Origin of the sequence: uncultured Roseobacter sp. (assembly GCF_947492555.1) — a bacterium.
In the GTDB taxonomy this organism is placed as follows: Bacteria; Pseudomonadota; Alphaproteobacteria; order Rhodobacterales; family Rhodobacteraceae; genus Roseobacter.
The window spans coordinates 597,244-616,039 of sequence record NZ_CANLNE010000001.1; the positions used below are offsets into that span (position 1 = coordinate 597,244).

At 61.5% G+C, this 18,796-nt stretch carries 17 protein-coding genes; 5 read left to right on the forward strand and 12 right to left on the reverse strand.

The genetic code is table 11. The features are described from left to right. Positions 1–11: 11 nt before the first annotated feature. The gene (locus Q1A07_RS02780; protein ID WP_299777618.1) at positions 12–1,232 is read left to right on the forward strand and encodes a UbiH/UbiF family hydroxylase; all 1,221 of its coding nucleotides are present in this window, start codon (positions 12–14) and stop codon (positions 1,230–1,232) included. On the opposite strand, the gene Q1A07_RS02785 is transcribed toward Q1A07_RS02780, so the two are convergent. From Q1A07_RS02785 to Q1A07_RS02795, 3 genes are all read right to left on the reverse strand, one after another. Then, positions 1,220–2,347 carry an aminotransferase class V-fold PLP-dependent enzyme gene (locus Q1A07_RS02785; RefSeq protein WP_299777620.1) on the reverse strand — a complete coding sequence of 376 codons (1,128 nt, stop codon included), beginning with the start codon at positions 2,345–2,347 and terminating at the stop codon, positions 1,220–1,222. The two genes, Q1A07_RS02780 and Q1A07_RS02785, sit on opposite strands and share 13 nt — an antisense overlap. Before the next feature lie 126 nt (positions 2,348–2,473). Continuing rightward, positions 2,474–2,932, reverse strand: coding sequence for an Lrp/AsnC family transcriptional regulator (locus Q1A07_RS02790; RefSeq protein ID WP_299777622.1), 459 nt, complete (start codon positions 2,930–2,932; stop codon positions 2,474–2,476). Next, the gene (locus Q1A07_RS02795) at positions 2,929–3,384 is read right to left on the reverse strand and encodes an Lrp/AsnC family transcriptional regulator (protein WP_195822342.1); all 456 of its coding nucleotides are present in this window, start codon (positions 3,382–3,384) and stop codon (positions 2,929–2,931) included. The genes Q1A07_RS02790 and Q1A07_RS02795 overlap by 4 nt, the downstream gene beginning before the upstream one ends. Before the next feature lie 136 nt (positions 3,385–3,520). Here Q1A07_RS02795 and ilvC point away from each other — a divergent pair, with 136 nt between their 5' ends. Beyond that, positions 3,521–4,543, forward strand: a complete 1,023-nt coding sequence (gene ilvC / locus Q1A07_RS02800) for a ketol-acid reductoisomerase (protein ID WP_298921224.1) — start codon at positions 3,521–3,523, stop codon at positions 4,541–4,543. A 90-nt stretch (positions 4,544–4,633) separates the two neighbouring features. Then, a complete protein-coding gene (locus Q1A07_RS02805) occupies positions 4,634–5,554 on the forward strand; it encodes a DMT family transporter (RefSeq protein WP_299777625.1) in 921 nt (306 codons plus the stop codon). Positions 5,555–5,562: 8 nt separating this feature from the next. Here the strand turns inward: Q1A07_RS02805 and glmM are convergent, their stop codons facing one another. From glmM to Q1A07_RS02850, 9 genes are all read right to left on the reverse strand, one after another. Further along, on the reverse strand, positions 5,563–6,909 hold the full coding sequence (gene glmM, locus Q1A07_RS02810; RefSeq protein ID WP_299777627.1) for a phosphoglucosamine mutase: 1,347 nt from the start codon (positions 6,907–6,909) through the stop codon (positions 5,563–5,565). Further along, positions 6,902–7,915, reverse strand: coding sequence for a dihydropteroate synthase (folP, locus tag Q1A07_RS02815; RefSeq protein WP_299777629.1), 1,014 nt, complete (start codon positions 7,913–7,915; stop codon positions 6,902–6,904). Before folP ends, glmM begins: the two co-directional genes overlap by 8 nt. A 3-nt stretch (positions 7,916–7,918) precedes the next feature. Then, positions 7,919–8,842, reverse strand: coding sequence for a dihydroneopterin aldolase (locus Q1A07_RS02820; RefSeq protein WP_299777631.1), 924 nt, complete (start codon positions 8,840–8,842; stop codon positions 7,919–7,921). Positions 8,843–8,936: 94 nt separating this feature from the next. Beyond that, complete coding sequence (locus Q1A07_RS02825) at positions 8,937–9,533, reverse strand: cell wall hydrolase (protein ID WP_299777633.1); 597 nt, start codon at positions 9,531–9,533, stop codon at positions 8,937–8,939. A gap of 199 nt (positions 9,534–9,732) precedes the next feature. Then, complete coding sequence (locus Q1A07_RS02830; protein ID WP_299777635.1) at positions 9,733–12,297, reverse strand: putative PEP-binding protein; 2,565 nt, start codon at positions 12,295–12,297, stop codon at positions 9,733–9,735. Positions 12,298–12,352: 55 nt separating this feature from the next. After that, a complete protein-coding gene (gene glyS / locus Q1A07_RS02835) occupies positions 12,353–14,617 on the reverse strand; it encodes a glycine--tRNA ligase subunit beta (protein WP_299777637.1) in 2,265 nt (754 codons plus the stop codon). Beyond that, positions 14,617–15,138 carry a DUF6446 family protein gene (locus Q1A07_RS02840; protein WP_299777639.1) on the reverse strand — a complete coding sequence of 174 codons (522 nt, stop codon included), beginning with the start codon at positions 15,136–15,138 and terminating at the stop codon, positions 14,617–14,619. The genes glyS and Q1A07_RS02840 overlap by 1 nt, the downstream gene beginning before the upstream one ends. Further along, positions 15,135–15,494 carry a glyoxalase superfamily protein gene (locus Q1A07_RS02845; protein WP_299777641.1) on the reverse strand — a complete coding sequence of 120 codons (360 nt, stop codon included), beginning with the start codon at positions 15,492–15,494 and terminating at the stop codon, positions 15,135–15,137. The genes Q1A07_RS02840 and Q1A07_RS02845 overlap by 4 nt, the downstream gene beginning before the upstream one ends. Next, positions 15,491–16,432: a glycine--tRNA ligase subunit alpha gene (locus Q1A07_RS02850; RefSeq protein ID WP_299777643.1), complete on the reverse strand. Its 942-nt coding sequence runs from the start codon at positions 16,430–16,432 to the stop codon at positions 15,491–15,493. Before Q1A07_RS02850 ends, Q1A07_RS02845 begins: the two co-directional genes overlap by 4 nt. A 162-nt stretch (positions 16,433–16,594) precedes the next feature. On the opposite strand from Q1A07_RS02850, the gene Q1A07_RS02855 reads away from it, so the two are divergent. Next, the gene (locus tag Q1A07_RS02855) at positions 16,595–18,373 is read left to right on the forward strand and encodes a serine protease (RefSeq protein WP_299777645.1); all 1,779 of its coding nucleotides are present in this window, start codon (positions 16,595–16,597) and stop codon (positions 18,371–18,373) included. Between the two features lie 136 nt (positions 18,374–18,509). Further along, positions 18,510–18,791: a hypothetical protein gene (locus Q1A07_RS02860; RefSeq protein ID WP_299777647.1), complete on the forward strand. Its 282-nt coding sequence runs from the start codon at positions 18,510–18,512 to the stop codon at positions 18,789–18,791. The last annotated feature ends 5 nt before the right edge of the window (positions 18,792–18,796 follow it).

An 18,796-nucleotide genomic window follows, 5' to 3' on the forward strand; every position in this document is an offset into this window, starting at 1 on the left:
GCGGAGCATGCATGGCTGACCAAAAATGCGACATCTTTATCTCCGGCGGTGGGATTGCCGGGCTGACGGCAGCCGCCGCTTTTGGCACCGCCGGTTTCGACGTCATCTGCATCGACCCGGCCCCGCCCGTGACCGAACGCGCGGCAACGGGCGCAGACATGCGCACAACCGCGATGCTGCAACCGGCCCGCAGGGTTTTGCAAGCCGCTGGCCTCTGGGAAAAGCTGGAGCCCCATGCCTCAGCCCTTCAGATCATGCGCATCGTCGACGCGGGCGGCGCGGAACCGGAACCGCGGCTCACACGTGACTTTGACGCCGCTGATCTGTCTGACCAGCCCTTTGGCTGGAACTTTCCCAACTGGCTACTGCGCCGGGAAATCATGTCCAGGCTCGACGAGCTCCCGAATGTGCACTTTCACGCGGGGCTTGGGGCCAAGACGCTGTTTACCCGCGAAAGCGAAGCCCGTGTGGGGCTGAGCGATGGGACGCGCCTGCGGACCAGGCTGGTGATCGCTGCGGATGGGCGGAACTCACCGATGCGGCAAGCCGCCGGGATTGACGTGCGCACCACCCGCTACGGGCAAAAGGCGCTTGCCTTTGCGGTGACCCACCCGATCCCGCATGAGAATGTCTCCACCGAAATTCACCGGACGGGTGGCCCCTTCACACTGGTGCCGTTGCCGGATCAGCAGGGTCTGCCCTGCTCTGCCGTGGTCTGGATGGATGACGGGCCGCTGTCGCAAGCGCGCCATGACATGGATGTGGCCGCCTTCGAGGCCGAGATGTCCGACCGCAGCTGTCACCTTTTTGGCCCGCTGACGCTGGCCTCGCCGCGCAGCATCTGGCCCATCATCAGCCAGCAGGCCACACACCTGTCCGGGGAGCGTCTGGCGCTGATCGCGGAGGCGGCGCATGTTGTCCCCCCCATCGGCGCACAGGGGTTGAACATGAGCCTTGCCGATACCGCAACACTGTTGTCTCTCGCGCAGGAACGGCCCGAAGGTCTTGGTGACCGCCGGATGCTCGATGCCTATCACAAGGCCCGCTACAGTGATATTGCGCTGCGGGTGCAGGGGATTGACCTGCTGAACCGTGCCAGCCAGATGCGGGCGCCCCTGCTGAGGGACGCTCGGGCTGCGGGGCTGAACGCGCTTTATTCTCTGGCCCCGGTCCGCAAGACGCTGATGCAGATGGGACTGGGTGTGAAAGCCGCCAGCGCTCAGAGTACCTGATCGATCACGCGTTTCAGACGGCCAAGCGTGCCATCCACATCATAGAGCTTGTCCAACCCGAAGAGCCCGAGGCGGAAGGTTCTGAAATCCGCAGGCTCATCGCATTGCAGCGGGACCCCGGCGGCAATCTGCATCCCTTCGGCGGCGAATTTCTTGCCGTTCTGGATGTCCGGATCGCCGGTGTAGCTGACCACCACACCGGGCGCGCCATAGCCATCGGCAGCCACGGACACGATGCCCTTATCCGCCAGCATCGCGCGCACGGAATCTCCCAGCCGCCACTGCGCCTCGCGCAGGCGGTCGAACCCGTATTCCCTGGTCTCCAGCATCGTGTCGCGGAAAGCGCGCAGCGCATCCGTCGGCATGGTCGCGTGATATGCGTGGCCACCGTCTTCATAGGCCTTCATGATGCTGCGCCACTTGCCCAGATCAATCGCAAAACTGTCAGACTGGGTGTCGGCCAGACGTGCCTCTGCCCGCGCGGACATCATCACCAGCCCTGCGGAGGGGGACGCCGACCACCCCTTTTGCGGTGCCGAGATCAGCACATCGACCCCCAGTTTGCGCATATCCACCCAGGCACAGCCCGAGGCGATGCAATCCAACACCATCAGCGCCCCGACCTCATGCGCGGCGGCGGCCATCGCAGCGATGTAGTCATCCGGCAGGATCACGCCAGCGCTTGTCTCTACGTGCGGGGCAAAAACCACATCCGGTTTCTGCGCGGCGATGGTTTCCACCACTTCCTCGATCGGGGCAGGCGTGAAAGGCGACGGCGTTGCATTGCCGTTTTGGCGGGCTTTCAACACGGTCGTATTTGCCGTCACGCCGCCGGTTTCGAAAATCTGGCTCCAGCGGTAGGAGAACCAACCGTTGCGCACGACCACCACTTCGGCGTTGCGGGCAAACTGCCGGGCAACCGCCTCCATGCCATAGGTGCCGCCGCCGGGAATGATCGCAACCGCGTCTGCGGCGTAAACTTCTTTCAACATCGATGAGATGTCGTTCATGACCTGCTGGAATGCCGCACTCATGGAATTCAGCGACCGATCGGTAAAGACCACCGAGAATTCTTCCAATCCCATTGGATCAACCGTGTCGAGCAGTGCAGCCATGATGATATCTCCCTAATCTGGCGTCAGACCTAGCCTGTCGCAGAGGGCTTGGCAAAGTCTACTTGGGTATACAAGCATGGCCTCCGGGCAGGGCTTGCAGCCAATAGGAAACCCGCGACGCCGACCTTAGGCAATCGGGCCCGCGCGCCGCTCTTCGCTGAGCAGCACATTCGCCTCGACCTCGCCCACGCCCGGCAAAGTCATGATCCGCCGCCGCAGCACCCGTTCGAAATCCGGCAGGTCCCGCGCGACAACGCGGAGCCGGTAGTCATAAAGGCCAAGGATATGCTCCACCCGCTGCACTTCGGGAATGGCGCTGACGGCGCGCTCGAAATCCTCAAGGCTCACCCTGCCTTTTGTCGCCAGTTTCACGCCCAGAAACACCGTAACGCCGAACCCAAGCTTTTCCGCGTTCAGCCGAAGCCGCCGTCCCGTCAAGATACCGGCCGTCTCCAGCTTTCGGATACGGCGCCAGGTTGCCGGTTGCGACAAGCTCAGCCTGCGCCCCAAGGCGCCCGCACTTTGTGTTGCATCCAGCGCCAGGGCGCGCAGTAAGGCCCGGTCCAGATCATCCAGATCGATCATAGCGGCAGCGCCTCTTCATCCTTGATCTGCGCGATCTGCATCAACGCCTCGATATCGGCGATATGTGGCAAGGTCAGAACGCGGCGACGGTAGATGTCCTGATAATGCGGCATGTCACGGGCGATGATGTTCAGCCGCACGTCCACCCGACCCAGGAAGGTCTGGATTTCGGTAACCTCGGGCACCGCGCGCGCGGCTTCAATGAAGTCGTCAAAGGCGCGGGCCTGTGTCTTGTCCAGCGTGATGCGCAGCGAGACCTCAACTGCATATCCCAACGCGGCCCAGTCGATCACGGCACTGATGCCTTCGATCACGCCGATCTCCTGCATCCGGGTCAGGCGCCGGGCTGCTTTGCCGGAAGTAATTCCAACCCGCTCGGCTAACTCGGCAGGGCTGAGGCTGGCATCTGACTGCCAGTGGCGCAGGAGGCGTCTGTCAACATCGTCAAGCATGAATTTTACGAAATTTCATTTTTCAAAGAATGAATTTCCCGAACAAACTGAAAATCGTCGCTCCTGAATAGCTGTTTCTCTGCACCTCGGCCAGTACAGTGCGCGGCAGGACAAATCAACTCAAAGGACCGCCGATATGCGCGTTTATTATGATCGCGATTGCGATGTGAACCTGATCAAGGACATGAAAGTGGCCATTCTGGGCTACGGCAGCCAGGGCCACGCCCATGCGCTGAACCTGCGCGACAGCGGTGCAAAGAATCTCGTCGTTGCCCTGCGCGAAGGCTCGCCCTCCGCCGCCAAAGCCGAAGGTGAAGGCCTGACCGTCATGGGCATCGCCGAAGCCGCCGCCTGGGCCGATCTGATCATGTTCACCATGCCCGATGAGCTGCAGGCCGAGACCTACAAGAAATACGTGCATGACAACATCCGCGAAGGCGCCGCGATTGCTTTTGCCCATGGTCTGAACGTGCATTTTGGCCTGATCGAGCCCAAAGAAGGCATCGATGTTGTGATGATGGCCCCCAAAGGCCCCGGCCACACCGTTCGCGGCGAATACACCAAAGGCGGCGGCGTGCCTTGCCTGGTTGCCGTGGACAAGGACAGCTCTGGCAAGGCATTGGAAATCGGCCTCTCCTACTGCTCCGCCATCGGCGGCGGCCGCTCCGGCATCATCGAGACCAACTTCCGCGAAGAATGCGAAACCGACCTCTTCGGTGAGCAAGCTGTGCTGTGCGGTGGCCTCGTGGAACTGATCCGCATGGGCTTCGAGACACTGGTCGAGGCGGGCTATGCCCCTGAGATGGCCTATTTCGAGTGTCTGCACGAGGTGAAGCTGATCGTCGACCTGATTTATGAAGGCGGCATCGCGAACATGAACTATTCGATCTCCAACACGGCGGAATACGGTGAATATGTCTCCGGCCCGCGCGTCCTGCCCTATGACGAGACCAAGGCGCGAATGAAAGCGATCCTGACCGACATCCAGACCGGTAAATTCGTACGTGACTTCATGCAGGAAAACGCCGTGGGTCAGCCGTTCTTCAAAGGCACGCGCCGTATCAACGACGAGCACCAGATCGAAGCCACCGGCGAAACCCTTCGCGGCATGATGCCGTGGATTTCCGCCGGGAAAATGGTCGACAAGGCCAAGAACTGATCCTTCGATCCGGATCGAAACATATTCAGATCCGAACACGCTAGCTTGAACGGGGCGGAGATTTTCGCCCCGTTTTTCAGGAATACTCACATGACCGCGCGCTCCGACATCACACTCAAAAGCTGGCTGATGGTCGGTATCCTGGGGTTCACCTGGGGTGGCACCTTTCTGGTGACCGAGATCGCGCTGGAAGGGTTGACGCCGTTCTGGCTTGCGGCGGGTCGTATCGGCTTTGCCGCCCTGCTCATGACCGCCATCTGGGCAACCTTGGGCTTTCGCCTGTTCGAGGCCCCGGCGACGCGCGGCGATTGGGCGGCTGCAACGGTCATCGGAGGGCTTAGCTCAGCCGTGCCCTTCATGTTGCTGGCCTGGGGCCAGCAATTCGTAACCTCCGGGTTTGCGGGGGTGTCCATGGCTGCGGTCGCCCTGATCGTCCTGCCGCTTGCGCATTTTCTGGTGCCCGGTGAAGCGCTCACCCTGCGCAAGAGTCTGGGCTTCGTCATCGGGTTCGTCGGTGTCTGCGTGCTGATTGGCGCGCAGGCCTTCGAGACAACGGGCGCGTCAATGGAACCGGCAGGCAGGATGGCCTGCCTCGGGGCGGCGTCCTGTTATGCCGTATCTTCAATCTTGATGCGCCGTTTGCCGCCGGTGGATACCATCGGGCTGTCAACGGTGCTCTTGTTGATCGGCGCCATGATCGTCTTGCCGATGGCTTTGATTGTGGAGGGGCCACCCCCCTTGCCGGATCGCAAGACGATCATCGTCGTCGTTTTGCTAGGTCTCATCCCGACCGCAGCGGCAAATTTGCTGCGCGTGCTCGTGGTGCGCGGGGCCGGGCCGGTGTTCATGTCGCTAACCAACTACCAAGTGCCCATCTGGTCGGTGGTCCTCGGCGCCCTGATCCTGGGCGAACCACTGCCACCATCGCTGTTGTGGGCCCTTGTACTGATCCTGGCCGGCGTTGGATTGAGTCAATACGGTGCGCTCAGACGGCTTTTTTCAAAAAAGTAGGGCCATTGCTAAACAGAGACGGCGTCTGCCACTGCCTCGACCACACGATCAACGGCGCGCTCCATCAGGTCCGCGTCCTCATGCTCTGCCATGACCCGCACCAGGGGTTCCGTGCCCGATTTCCGGATCAACAGGCGTCCTCGTCCGGCCAGATCGGCCTCGGCCTGGGTAATTGCTGCTTTTACATTCTCAACTTCAAGCGGGGTTTGACCCACAGAAAACCGCACGTTCTTAAGTAATTGCGGGATCGGCTCAAAGTTATCCAGAAGCGCGCTGGCAGGCTGCCCGGAGCGCATCATTTCACCCAGAAACTGCAGGCCAGCCATCAGGCCATCGCCTGTGGTGGCATAATCCGACATCACGATGTGCCCGGATTGCTCGCCACCCAGGTTAAAACCGCCCGTGCGCATGCGCTCCACAACGTAGCGGTCCCCGACCGCCGTGCGTTCCAGCCGCAGCCCCTTGTCGGTCAAAAAATGCTCCAGCCCAAGGTTGGACATGACGGTTGCAACCAAGGCGTCATTGGCCAATCGGCCTTCAGCCGCCCATCGCGACGCCATAAGCGCCATGAATTGATCGCCGTCTCCCACCGTACCACGCTCATCGAGCAGGATAACCCGATCCGCATCGCCATCGAGGCAAATGCCGACATCCGCGCCATGCGCCACAACCGTTTCCGCAGCCATCTGCGGATGTGTGGAGCCACAGCCATCGTTGATGTTGTGCCCATTCGGCGCCACACCCACCGGAATGACGGTCGCTCCCAATTCCCACAAGGCCTCCGGTGCGACGCGATATGCGGCCCCGTTAGCGCAATCCACCACGACTTTAAGACCGTCCAGTAACTGCTGACGAGGAAAAGAAGATTTCACGCGTTCAATATAGCGGAAACGCCCGTCGTCAATCCGCTTTGCGCGCCCGATATCGGAGGCTTCAGCGGAATTGACGCCTTCGGCAATAATGCCCTCGATCTCCGCTTCCATCTGATCGGACAGCTTGTAGCCGTCCGGACCAAAGAACTTGATCCCGTTGTCGATCGCCGGGTTGTGGCTCGCCGAGATCATCACCCCAAGATCAGCCCGCATCGACCGTGTCAAAAGACCCACAGCAGGCGTTGGCACCGGCCCCAGGAGCAACACGTTCATACCCGTCGAGGTCAGGCCCGCCGTCAGCGCGTTTTCAAACATATAGCCCGACAGGCGCGTGTCCTTGCCGATCACCACCCGGTGCACGCTCGATCCGTCCCGGCTGAAATAGCGCCCGACAGCGGCCCCAATACGCAGGGCCATCTCCGCCGTCATCGGATGCGTGTTGGCGGTGCCGCGCACCCCGTCTGTTCCAAAGAGCTTATCCATGCGCGCAACCTGCCACGCTCGCGCGCCAGAGTGCAATGGCCTGAACGGTCTCGGGCACGTCATGAACGCGCACAATTTGTGTCCCATGTTTCAACGCCGCGAGCGCAACCGCCAGCGATCCGGGCATCCGGTCCTCCGCCGCCTCCGCCTTGCCAATCGTGCCAATGAAGCGTTTGCGCGATACCCCCAGCAAAATCGGCACGCCCAGCCCGTGAAAGAGCGAGAGCCGCGCCAGCAAGGACAGATTGTGATCAAGCGTCTTGCCAAAACCGATGCCCGGGTCCGCGATGATTTGCGACCGTTGGACCCCTGCCCGCACCAGCCTGGCAATCTGGTCATCGAGGAAGTCATAGACGTCCAGCAGCACATTGTCGTACTGCGGATCTTTCTGCATGGTGGCCGGGTCGCCCTGTGCGTGCATCACACAAACGGGCGCGCCGCGTTCCGCACAGAGCGGTGCAAGGTCCGCATCGAAAGTGAAACCGGACACGTCATTGACCAGCGTGGCGCCGGCCTCCAGCGCGGCAGCGGCCACGGTGGCCTTTCGGGTGTCGATTGAAATCAACTGTGACACGCCCGCTGCGCGGATGGCCTCGATGGCCGGTGCGGTGCGCGCGATCTCTTCCTCTTCGGACACAAAAGCAGCGCCCGGCCGGGTGGATTCGCCACCAATGTCCAGAATGTCAGCCTCTGCCATAGACAAAGCCCCGGCGCACGCCGCAGCAACAGAGTTATGCTTGCCACCGTCAGAAAAGCTGTCGGGCGTCGTGTTGAGAATGCCCATGACGCGCGGACGATCCATGGTCAGCCCCGCAACAGGAGCTCGTGGGGCGATAAGGGCATCAAGGGCGGTTGCGTTCATATCGCGTGCAGGCACGATGCGGGGCGCAGCACTGCGCGACAGCACTTCGACGTCGGTGAACCATCCCCACCCCCCTGCCAGTTCAAGAGAAGTTGAAGGTCGGGCGATATCTGTCTGAACTATAGGCCGAAAATACTCTTTCATAGCTCAGAGCGTGGCGTGCAGAGCGGAGATGGCGCGCAAGGGCACAGACGCCTCTTGCGGAAGGTCTGCGCCAATCACGATCATCTCGCCTGCGTCAAAAGTCGCCGCGAACCATGCGGCCAGGGCCACCGCGTCGCGCGGCTGTGCAGAGGGTCCATCCACCGCATCCAGCACGATTTTCGACGGTGCCCAAACGCAGGTTTGCCCGTTGCGCATCGCCCAGTCGAGCTCGGTTCGTGTGTCCACAACTACACAGCGGTCGTCCTTGGAGGCCAGCACCCAGGCGTTTTGCTCAATGGCGAGCAGATCGATCCGGCGTTGGGCCATTCTATGCGCGACCTGCGGGGCGGCGGTGTCGGAGGCACCGACGCAAAAGATCAGGGGTTTTCCACAGGCTTCCAGCTGGTCAATCCAGCCTTTCAGGTGATCCGATGCGATGGCGTCATTACTGAGATAGACCAGTTCCGGCTGCGGGGCGGGACCTTCTTCAACCCGTGCCGGGGCGGTTTCCTGCCGCGCCCGCACGATTTCCACTCCAAGCGCGCCGGACCCCCGGTCCAGTTTTTCGATCCGCACGAACGCCCGCATGGCCTGTGGTTCCAGCAGGATGCGTTCCGCCACCCGCTCCGCCAGCGTTTCCAGCAGGTTGAGCCGCTCATCTGATAACTCGAATGCAATCGCTTCTGTGACCTTGTCATAGCTGAGAATGCGGTCCACATCGTCGTCAATGGGCGCATCCAAGGGCTGCACCTCAACCACGACGTTGAAACAGATGCGCTGTGTCACGCCCCGCTCGGCCTGAAAAGCGCCGATTTCGACCTCGACGATGTAGTCGCGCAGAGAAATTCGGTCCAGCGGGCCGGCATCCGCGGTCGCCTCCGACCGTTCGGATGGATGCGCAAAGGCAAGTCTGATCTCGGAGCTCATCGGACGGGCTTTCTGTTACATTCGGGCAGCCGTCACGATAGACGACGCCTGCCCTTTAACAGTCTTCAGAACGGCGCGCCAAGACCAGAAAGCGTCAATTGCTCGCTGTGCGCCACGTATGGCGGTAAAAGACGTGAACGCCGATGGCCGCTGTTTTTGTGTAAACACGGCTCCAGCGCGGGTTCACCGCCGTCGTGTGATAGTGCGTTGCCCCTTCGGTCAGCTCGGGTGCCACGCCGTCCAAAGCGGCGCGTGCCACTTTCGACACACGCTCATAGGCGCGTGGCTCGGAGATGACTTCCTTGTGGCCATCACATGTATAGGTGAACTGGCACTGGTACTTTTTGCCTGTGCCCTGATTGATCACACCACAGGCCGAGCTCGGAAAACGGTCCGACTGCACCCGGTTGAGGATAACTTCGGCGACGGCAAACTGACCTTTGACGGTCTCGCCCCGTGCCTCGAAGTAAAGCGCCTCCGCCAAGCATTGCAATTCGTCACCGCCCCGCGCCTTGGGTTGTGCATCAACCCAGCTCTTCGAGAACTCCAGCGGATCCGATTTTCGTGTGGTCAAAGTGGTGTCCTGCATCCGGCGTACAGTCACCGCTTGCAAGTCAGCTTCAGATGATTTTTCAGATTGGTCACCCTGACGGGCAAGGCCCGGATCGGCCACAAAAAAGCCCAAAAGCAACCCTAATGATAACGATAAAATCGTTTTGCAGATAACACGCACGACGCGTCCCCCAACGGCATTTCAATGGGCGTGCTCTACAGATAATAAAAGTTGACGTAAAGTTTACGGCCGTAAAGATGGTTAACGTCGGCACGCAACCGCTCAACACGCCATCCTAGAAAACACTATATATTGAATATGTTAGCGGACAAAAACACTACATATTGCTTAATATCGCAAGCTGTGCGGCAGCTAGTCGCGCCACCGGAACACGGAACGGAGAACAGGAAACATAATCAAATCCCGCGTCTCGGCAGAATGCAATTGATTCGGGGTTGCCCCCGTGCTCCCCGCAGATGGAGAGCGTGACATCGGGCTGTGCCGCCCGCCCTCTTTCTGCCCCAAGTTTAAGCAATTCGCCCACGCCTTCGGTATCCAGCACGTGGAATGGGTCCTCGGGAAAGACCCCCTGCTGCACGTAATCGGACATGAACCGCCCCGCGTCATCGCGCGACAAACCGTAAGCCATCTGGGTCAAGTCGTTTGTGCCAAAACTCAAGAACGCGCAATGGGGCGCAATATCGGCGGTGCGCAGTGCCGCACGCGGTGTTTCGACCATGACCCCAAGACGGTAGTTAAAATCCATGTCCGCTTCATTGCGCACAGCCGCCGCCACCGCGTCGATGAAGGTCTTGACCAATTCCACCTCTCGCCGTGCTGACACCAGCGGGATCATGATCTCCGGCACCACCGCGGACCCTTCAACGCTGGCTGCAATCGTGGCCTCGAAAATCGCGCGGGCCTGCATTTCGTAGATTTCCGGCACGGTCACGCCGAGCCGTACGCCCCGCAGCCCGAGCATCGGGTTATACTCCGACATCGCTTCGATGCGCTGCGTCACATGCGACAGGGGCAGATCGAGCGCTTCGGCCAATTCACGCTGACCGGCGCGATCCGTCGGCAGGAATTCGTGCAGGGGCGGGTCAAACAGCCGGATGCATACAGGTTGCCCTTCCATGATCCGGAAAAGCTGCGTGAAATCGTCCCGCTGCATTGGCAGCAGACGCTCCAGCACCGCACGACGATCTTCGGAGGTCTCCGCAAAGATCATCTCGCGCATGACCGTCAGCCGCCCCGGTTCAAAAAACATATGTTCGGTCCGACACAGACCGATGCCCTGGGCGTTGAAGTTTCGTGCCGTCTGCGCATCAGCCGGCGTGTCCGCATTGGCCCGAATGCCGATGTCACAGAAGGACGATGCCCAATCCATCAGCTTTTGAAAGCTTTCATCAAGCGCTGCCTCGCGCATCTCCGGCGCACCGGCCAGCACCTCTCCACTGGAACCGTCAATGGTAATGACCTCGCCCGCGTTGAACACGCGACCATCCTTGGTGATCAGTTGCTTCTTGCCGCGGTTGAACCGCATGTTCGACGCCCCCACCACGCAGGGCAGGCCAATGCCGCGCCCGATCACGGCGGCGTGGCTGGTGATCCCACCGCGTTCTGTCAGGACAGCGTGGGCGGCGTGCATGCCGCGAATGTCCTCAGGCGACGTTTCCCGGCGCACCAGAATGCAAGGGTCTCCCCGCGCCGCACTGGCCTGCGCATCCGCCGCCGTAAAGACGATCTGTCCGGTGGCCGCCCCCGGGCTCGCCGCGATGCCCCGCCCGATCACATCGCGTTTGGCCAGCGGGCTGACCTGCCGGTGCAGCAGTTCCGACAGCGTGCGCGGCTGCACCCGCATCAGGGCCTCGGCCTGTGGGATGATCTTGTCTTCGGCCAGTTGCACCGCGATCCGCACCGCCGCCTGGCTGGACCGGGCCACGCGCACCCCATCGAGGATGAAGAGCTGGCCGTTTTCGATCACGAATTCCACCTGCATCTCTTCGCGCAGCTTGTGGCGCATCAGGGCCGCATGGGTTTTCAGAGCGGCAAAGGCGTCGGGCGCCAGTTCTTCCAGCGACGGCCCCCGCGGGTCGCGCCCCAGATAGAGCGCTGCTGCGTCCCCTTCAAGCGCATCGCGCCCCTGGCTCTGGCTCAGGTAGCGACCGGTGATCTGCGGCAGCCCCGTCTCGCTGTCGACCAGTTGCAGCACACCAGACCCGCATTCCCCCTGCCCCAGCCCCAGCGCCATTTCCTGCACAACAAGGCCAAGCCCCGCATCCACAGGCGCGCCTTTTGCCTGTCGCAACAACCGCGCCGACGTCCCGTCCCAGGCGCGGGCCATCGATTTCAGAACAGCCGCCAGTTGCTCCGCAGGGTCGTTCGGAAACGGCTCTTCCAACTCCGCTTCATAGGCGCGCAGGGCTTCGGTCAACCCTTCACATCCTTCCCCCTGCACATCCTCGAACACATCCGGGTCGAGGCGCGCGACATCCACCGCGTAATTCTGCACGAACCGCGTGTAAATCGCGCGTGCAGCATCAGCGCCCAAGCGGCCTTTGAGCGCATCCAGCCGGGTTCTATTCATACCGATGTTCAGCACAGCCCCCGGCCCACCCCAGTCAGGGTCCTGAGACGAGGGGCGGACACAGAGCAAGGTACCGTCGGGAAACTGCGAGACAATCGCCGTGATATCCGGCAACTCGCCCCGCGCGATCCGCTGCACCGCGTCAAAGGAGAGGGCCACGGTGCGCGGCACCGGCAGATCAAGCCGCACCAACCGCTGCAGACATTTCGCGCGCCCGCCATGCGTATTATTCGCGATGGGCGCTTTTGCCGTGACAAGCGTGGTGTTCGGATTATTCTGCACTGCAGCACCCTCATTGTTCCGGTGCAGCATAGGCCGTAATGATCGGCTGGCAAGGCTTTCTGCGCGCCGCTGGACGGGCCCAGTCTCAGCCCTCGATGCGCGTCAGATCGGCGACGGAGGTGCAGAGTTTCGTGATCCGGCTGAGCAGGTTCAGCCGGTTGCGCCGCACCGTGGCGTTATCGGCATTGATCATCACCGCCTCGAAAAACGCATCAATCGGGCCGCGCAGTCCTGCAAGTGCGGTCATGGCCGTGGCGAAATCCTGCTGTTGCAGCGCCGGTTCGATCTGTGCCTCGGCCTGGTCCAACGCGGCAAAGAGCGCCCGTTCTTCGTCGGTCTCTGCGAACTTGACATCGGCGCCATAGGAATACTCCACCCCATCCGCCGCTTCGGCCTGCGTCAGGATATTGTTGGCCCGCTTGAAGCCCTGAATGAGGTTTTCCCCATCCTCGGTTTTGAGCGCGTCCGACAGCGCCCGCGCGCGCTTTACCAGCAAGGTCAGATCGTCATTCCCCTCCATCGCGATACAGGCGTCGATGATGTCATGGCGGATGCCTTGGTCGCGCAGGTAAACTTTGAGACGGTCGTGGAAAAATGACAATAAACTTGCACAAATCTCCGGTAGCTTCGGCAACGGTTTCTCGCCTTTTTCGTCCCAAGCCAGTTCACCAGCATCAAAGAGTTTCTTAGTCTCATACGAAGAAAACGGTTCTTCAATAACCGTGTCTTCAGAAACGACTATCATCGCAGGTTGCCAATGGTCTCTACCCTCCAACTCACCAGCGAGATAGTAAACGCGCCAACGAGCCCCCCATCTGCGCACCAGTTCAACAATGTGATTCCCGATACCATCCCCAAGTTGAAGCGTCGTATCATTTTCCAGAACAATCCGAACAACTCCCAACGCGGCCCGCCGCAGCGCAAAGGGGTCCTTACTCCCGGTCGGTTTCTCGTCAATCGCCCAGAACCCTGCTAGCGTGTCGATCTTGTCGGCCAACGCTACGGCGACCGACACCGGCGCGGTGGGCACCTCATCGGACGGACCAAGTGGCGAATAGTGTTCTTCTGCTGCTGCCGCGACCGCTGCATCTTCGCCCGCTGCGGCAATGTAATAACGCCCCATAAGCCCTTGAAGCTCAGGGAATTCGTAAACCATCTCGGAACTCAGGTCGGCCTTGGCCAGACGCGCGGCCCGTTCGGCCTGATCTGCATGCGCCCCCACCGTCGGGGCCAGTACGCGGGCCAGCGCGGCGATGCGGTCGATGCGCTCCGCTTGCGTGCCGAGCTTGGCGTGGAAGGTCACGTTTTTGAGCTGCTCCAGCCACGGCTCCATCCCCGCCTTGGCGACGCGCAGGTCGTTCTCCCAGAAGAACTTGGCATCCGCCAGCCGGGCCGAGAGCACCTTTTCATTGCCAGCCAGAATGGTCGCGCCATTGTCCGCCGTCTCGCGATTGGCCACGGTGATGAAACGCTCAATCCGCCCGGTCTTGGGATTGCGTACGGAAAAGAATTTCTGGTGCTCCTTCATCGAGGTCTGCAGCACCTCGGGCGGCAGGTCCAGAAAGTCATCCGCGATCCGGCCCATCAGCACCACGGGCCATTCCACCAGCCCCGCAACCTCGGCCAGCAGGCCCTTGTCCTCGACCAGTTCCAGACCGCTGGCAAAGGCCATGTTGGTCGCGTCATGCCAGATCACATCCGCGCGTTCAGCGGGGTCGAGCACGACGTAAGCACGCTTGAGCTTTGCCGTGTAATCATCGAAATTCACGACGGAAAACCGGTCAGGCGACATGAACCGATGCCCCGCGGTTCGATCCCCCGCAACGATCCCCTCGATCTCCAACGGCACCACCTCTGCCCCGGCCTCGTCGCTCAGGATGCAAAGGATGGAATGCAGCGGGCGCACCCAGCGCAAAGACCCCGCGCCCCAGCGCATGGATTTCGGCCAGGGGAAGGTGCGGATCGTCTTTTCCAACACTTCCGCGACGATCTCCGCCGCCGACCGCCCCTGTTTCTCGATCCGCGCAAACAGCACGGGGCCTTTGGGTGTCTCACGCTCTTCCAGCTGGTCGCGTGTCAGCCCGGCCCCGCGCAGGAAACCCTCGATTGCCTTTTCGGGAGCATCGGCGCGCGGGCCCTTACGCTCCTCGACCGTCGTCGGGCTGTTGGCCAGAACACCCTCAACGGTGAGGGTGAGACGACGTGGCGTCGAAAACTCCGCAGCCGACGCATAGGTCAGACCCGCTTCGACCATGCCATCCGTGACCATCTTTTTCAGATCCTGCGCTGCGCGGCGCTGCATGCGCGCGGGAATTTCCTCGGAGAAGAGTTCGATCAACAGGTCGGGCATCAGTTTTCATCCAGTCTGGGGCATTCCTCGCCCACAATCGTTCCGTCGTAGGCTTTTTCGCCACAATCGTTCAGCTCGTGCCAGATGTAGCCGCGGCCATCGTCAGTGATCACCACGATCCGGTCGACTCCGAAGGCCACGTTTTTCTGACCCAGAAACGGCAGCGCGGTACCGGCCTGCATCTCTGCCGCGATGGCCGCGGCATCAAAGCAGTCGAACCAGTCGGGCGCGTTGCGCGGCGTGACCCGTTCGAGGCTCACGTAGGTTTCGGTCAGAAAGGGCAGGCTGGCAGGGGTCTTGAAACAGGCCCGAAAGCGGATGGGCGAGCTGTCGGCATCGATGGCGTCGATGGCCTCGGTCCGGATCGGCTCTGGGACGCCCGACGTCAGCGAAACCAGCTGCACCTCCGTCATCTCGGCGGTGACTTCTTCATAGAAACCGTAGACCTGCAAGTAATAGAGCGCTGCCCCCGCAACGACGGCCGAGATCAGGATGACACTGCCCACGATCTTGCCGTTCATCCCGCGTCTTGCCCGAAGCACAGGACATTGCCGTCGGGGTCGGTCACCTCGATCTCGCGCATGCCGTATTCGGTCACCCGAGGTCCCTTGAACGCCTGCCCACGCGCCGTAAGATGCGCGACCAGACCATTGAAATCACGTGGATAAAAGTAGGCACGCCACTTGTCATAGGCCGCCTCTGGCCCGTCCCAGGACACCAGGAAAATCTGTGCGTCTCCAGCGCGGAAAATGCCGAACCCGACCACCGGCTCGCCCGCCTCTTCCTTCGCCTCAAAGCCCAGCAGGTCGGTGTAGAAGGTTTTGGCGCGCGCATAGTCCGACACGCGGATCACGGGCGTTGCGTTGGAATAGCTCACGCGGCGCCCTCCGGCTGCCAGCCGCCGGCCGCCGTCTGCACGAAAGCATCGGCACACAGCTTGGCCAGCGCCCGTACCCGCCCGATGTAGGCCTGCCGCTCGGTGACCGAGATCACGCCACGCGCATCGAGCAGGTTGAACAGATGGCTCGCCTTAATGCATTGATCGTAAGCGGGATGTACCATGACGATGCGCGTGCCGGTCTTTGGGTCGTCGTGCGGCGCCTCAAGGATTTCGCGGCAATGGGTCTCTGCCTCGTCGAAATGACGCAGCAGCACGTCTGTATCCGCAACGTCGAAATTCCAGCGCGCATATTCCTCTTCGGTCTGCTTGAACACATCACCATAGCTGAGCGGGATCGGTGTCTGCGGATCGTTAAAGGGCATGTCCATCACATGATCAACGCCCAGCACATACATCGCCAGCCGTTCGAGCCCGTAGGTCAGCTCGCCCGACACGGGGTGGCAGTCATGCCCGCCCACCTGTTGGAAATAGGTGAACTGGCTGACCTCCATCCCGTCGCACCAGACCTCCCAGCCCAAGCCCCAGGCGCCCAGCGTCGGGCTTTCCCAGTCATCCTCGACAAAACGGATGTCATGCAGGGCCATATCGATGCCGATGGCCTCCAGTGAACCCAGATAAAGCTCCTGCAGGTCGGGCGGGCTGGGTTTGATCAGCACCTGATACTGGTAGTAGTGCTGCAGCCGGTTCGGGTTTTCGCCATAGCGCCCGTCGGTCGGGCGGCGCGAGGGCTGCACATAGGCCGCGGCCCAGGGCTGCGTGCCCAAAGACCGCAAGGTGGTCGCCGGGTGGAAGGTGCCCGCACCCACTTCCATGTCGTAGGGTTGCAGCACCGCGCAGCCCTTTGCGGCCCAGTAGTTCTGGAGCCGCAGGATGATTTCCTGAAAGGATTTCGGCGCAGTGGTCGTATCGGACATGGGGGTGGAGCCTCGGGCTGGTCTTGCGCGCCTTTCCTACGTGTGTGTGCCGGGTGCGTCAATCGCGCCACGACTGATATTTCGGGCCTTCATCATATGGTAAACGGCGTGGTTTCCTGATTATCTATGCCGAATTTCCAAAGCCCAGAGGTGAGCGGTCTAATGATGCGGTTTTTGATGGTATGTGTGGCGCTTTTTGCCACGGTCGGACAGGGCGCGCGCGCGCAATCCGCAGAGGCGGTCGTTTGGGTGCAGATCGAAGCGCAGCCGAACCTGCAGGACGGGCTTGACCGGGCAGAGGACTACGCCCGCAGGCTTGAGGATGTGAACGGCTTTGCCCTGGGCGGCGGCTGGTTCGGCATCGTGCTGGGTCCCTATACTGCCGAAGATGCGCAGCAGGTCTTGCGCGTTTACCGCGCCGAAGGGCTGATCCCACGAGACAGTTACATTGCCTTCAGCACGTCGTTGCGTCAGCAATTCTATCCGCAGAATGCCGATCTGTTGCGGCGCGGCGCGCTGACGACGCCCGCACCGCAGGAAACTCCACAGATCACCCCTGAGGAGCAACCTGCCCCCACCGAAGAAACACCAGAAGTGCCGGAACAGGTCACAGCCCTACCGGATGAGACCCCCGCCGAGGCCCGCCGGAGCGAGCGGACCCTCACCGCAGGTGAACGGCGCGGGCTGCAGATCGCGTTGCAATGGGCCGGGTTTTACAATGGGGCGATTGATGGTGCCTTTGGCCGTGGCACACGCAATTCGATGGCGGCCTGGCAGGCGGCAAATGGATTTGAGGGCACCGGCATTTTGACAACGGCGCAGCGCGCGGCTCTGATCGGACAGTACAACGCCGTGCTCGAAGGTCTGGACTTGCAGCGTGTGGCAGATAGCAAGACCGGTATCGAACTGGTGCTGCCCACCGCCCTCGTGGCGCTGGACCGTTACGAGCCGCCCTTTGCCCAGTTCAACGCAAAGAGTGATGGTGTTGCGCGGGTTCTCCTGATCAGCCAGGAAGGCGACCGAAACACGCTCGCCGGCCTCTACCAGATCCTGCAAACGCTGGAGATCGTGCCGCTGGAGGGCGAACGGTCGCTGGATCGCGACAGTTTTTTGCTCATCGGGCGCAGCGATGAGATTGTGAGCGAAACACGCGCCCGTCTCGAAGGTGGCCAGATCAAAGGTTTTACCCTGATCTGGCCTGCGGGCGACGAGGAGCGTCGGACGCGCGTCCTGGCCGAGATGCAGGCGAGCTTTACGCGTCTGCCCGGCGTGCTGGATGCCGCGGCAGGCAACGCGGCGGACCAACAGATTGATCTGATCGCAGGTCTGCAAATCCGCAAACCGCGCCTGTCCCGCTCGGGGTTCTACGTGGATGGCAGTGGCGCGGTCGCCACCACATCCGATGCAGTGCAAAGCTGTACGCGGATCACGCTGGACGAGGAGATCGAGGCGAAACTGAGCACAGTGGACGCAGGGCTGGGCATTGCCATCCTGAAGCCCGCCCAGACGCTTGCCCCGCCGCAGGTCGCGCAGTTCAGCCCGATTCCGCCACGGCTTCAGTCCGATGTTGCCGTTGCCGGCTATTCCTACGAAGGCATCCTCGAAGCCCCCAGCATGACCTTCGGCACGCTCGCCGATCTCAAAGGGTTGCGCGGGGAGCAGGACCTGAGCCGTCTCAGCCTGACCAGCCTGCCCGGCGATGCCGGTGGCCCGGTCTTTGATGCGAACGGGAATGTGCTTGGCATGCTGCTCCCCCGGGGCGGCGGTGAGCGGCGACTGCCCGAGGAGGTGACTTTTGCCCTCGCCGGGTCAGCCATCGCGCAGGTGATGGAAAAGGCCGGTCTGGTACCAGGGGCCCGTAGCGGCACAGAAGCTCTGGCGCCCGAGGATATCACTACCCGTGCCGTGGGCATGACCGTGCTGGTCAGTTGCTGGGAATAAGCACAAAATCGTCTCAAATCTGCCCTAAAGAAAGGGTCCCCTCACCCCCATCATTTGCGATGCGTTAATCCCCGAACGCCATTCTCTGCTCGCGTGGGGGCGCATCGTATTTCGGTACGAGCATGGAGTGAGTGAGATGCTTAAACACTTTATGGCGCTGGCCCTCGGCTCAGCGCTTGCGCTGCCAGTTTCCGCTGAAGGAATCTCGGCTGGTTCGACTAAAGCGACGATGGTGACCTACACGTCACCAATGATGCCGCCTGCAAACTACCGCGGGCAATGGTGGACGTCGCCGGACAAATGCCAGTATTCCCGCGCGGGCCGTCCGGGTGAAACCGTATGGTATCTGATCGTGAATACCGCACATGAAGGCTGCGCTCAGCGGCTTATTCAACGCGCCTATTCCGACTATCAGTAACTGGC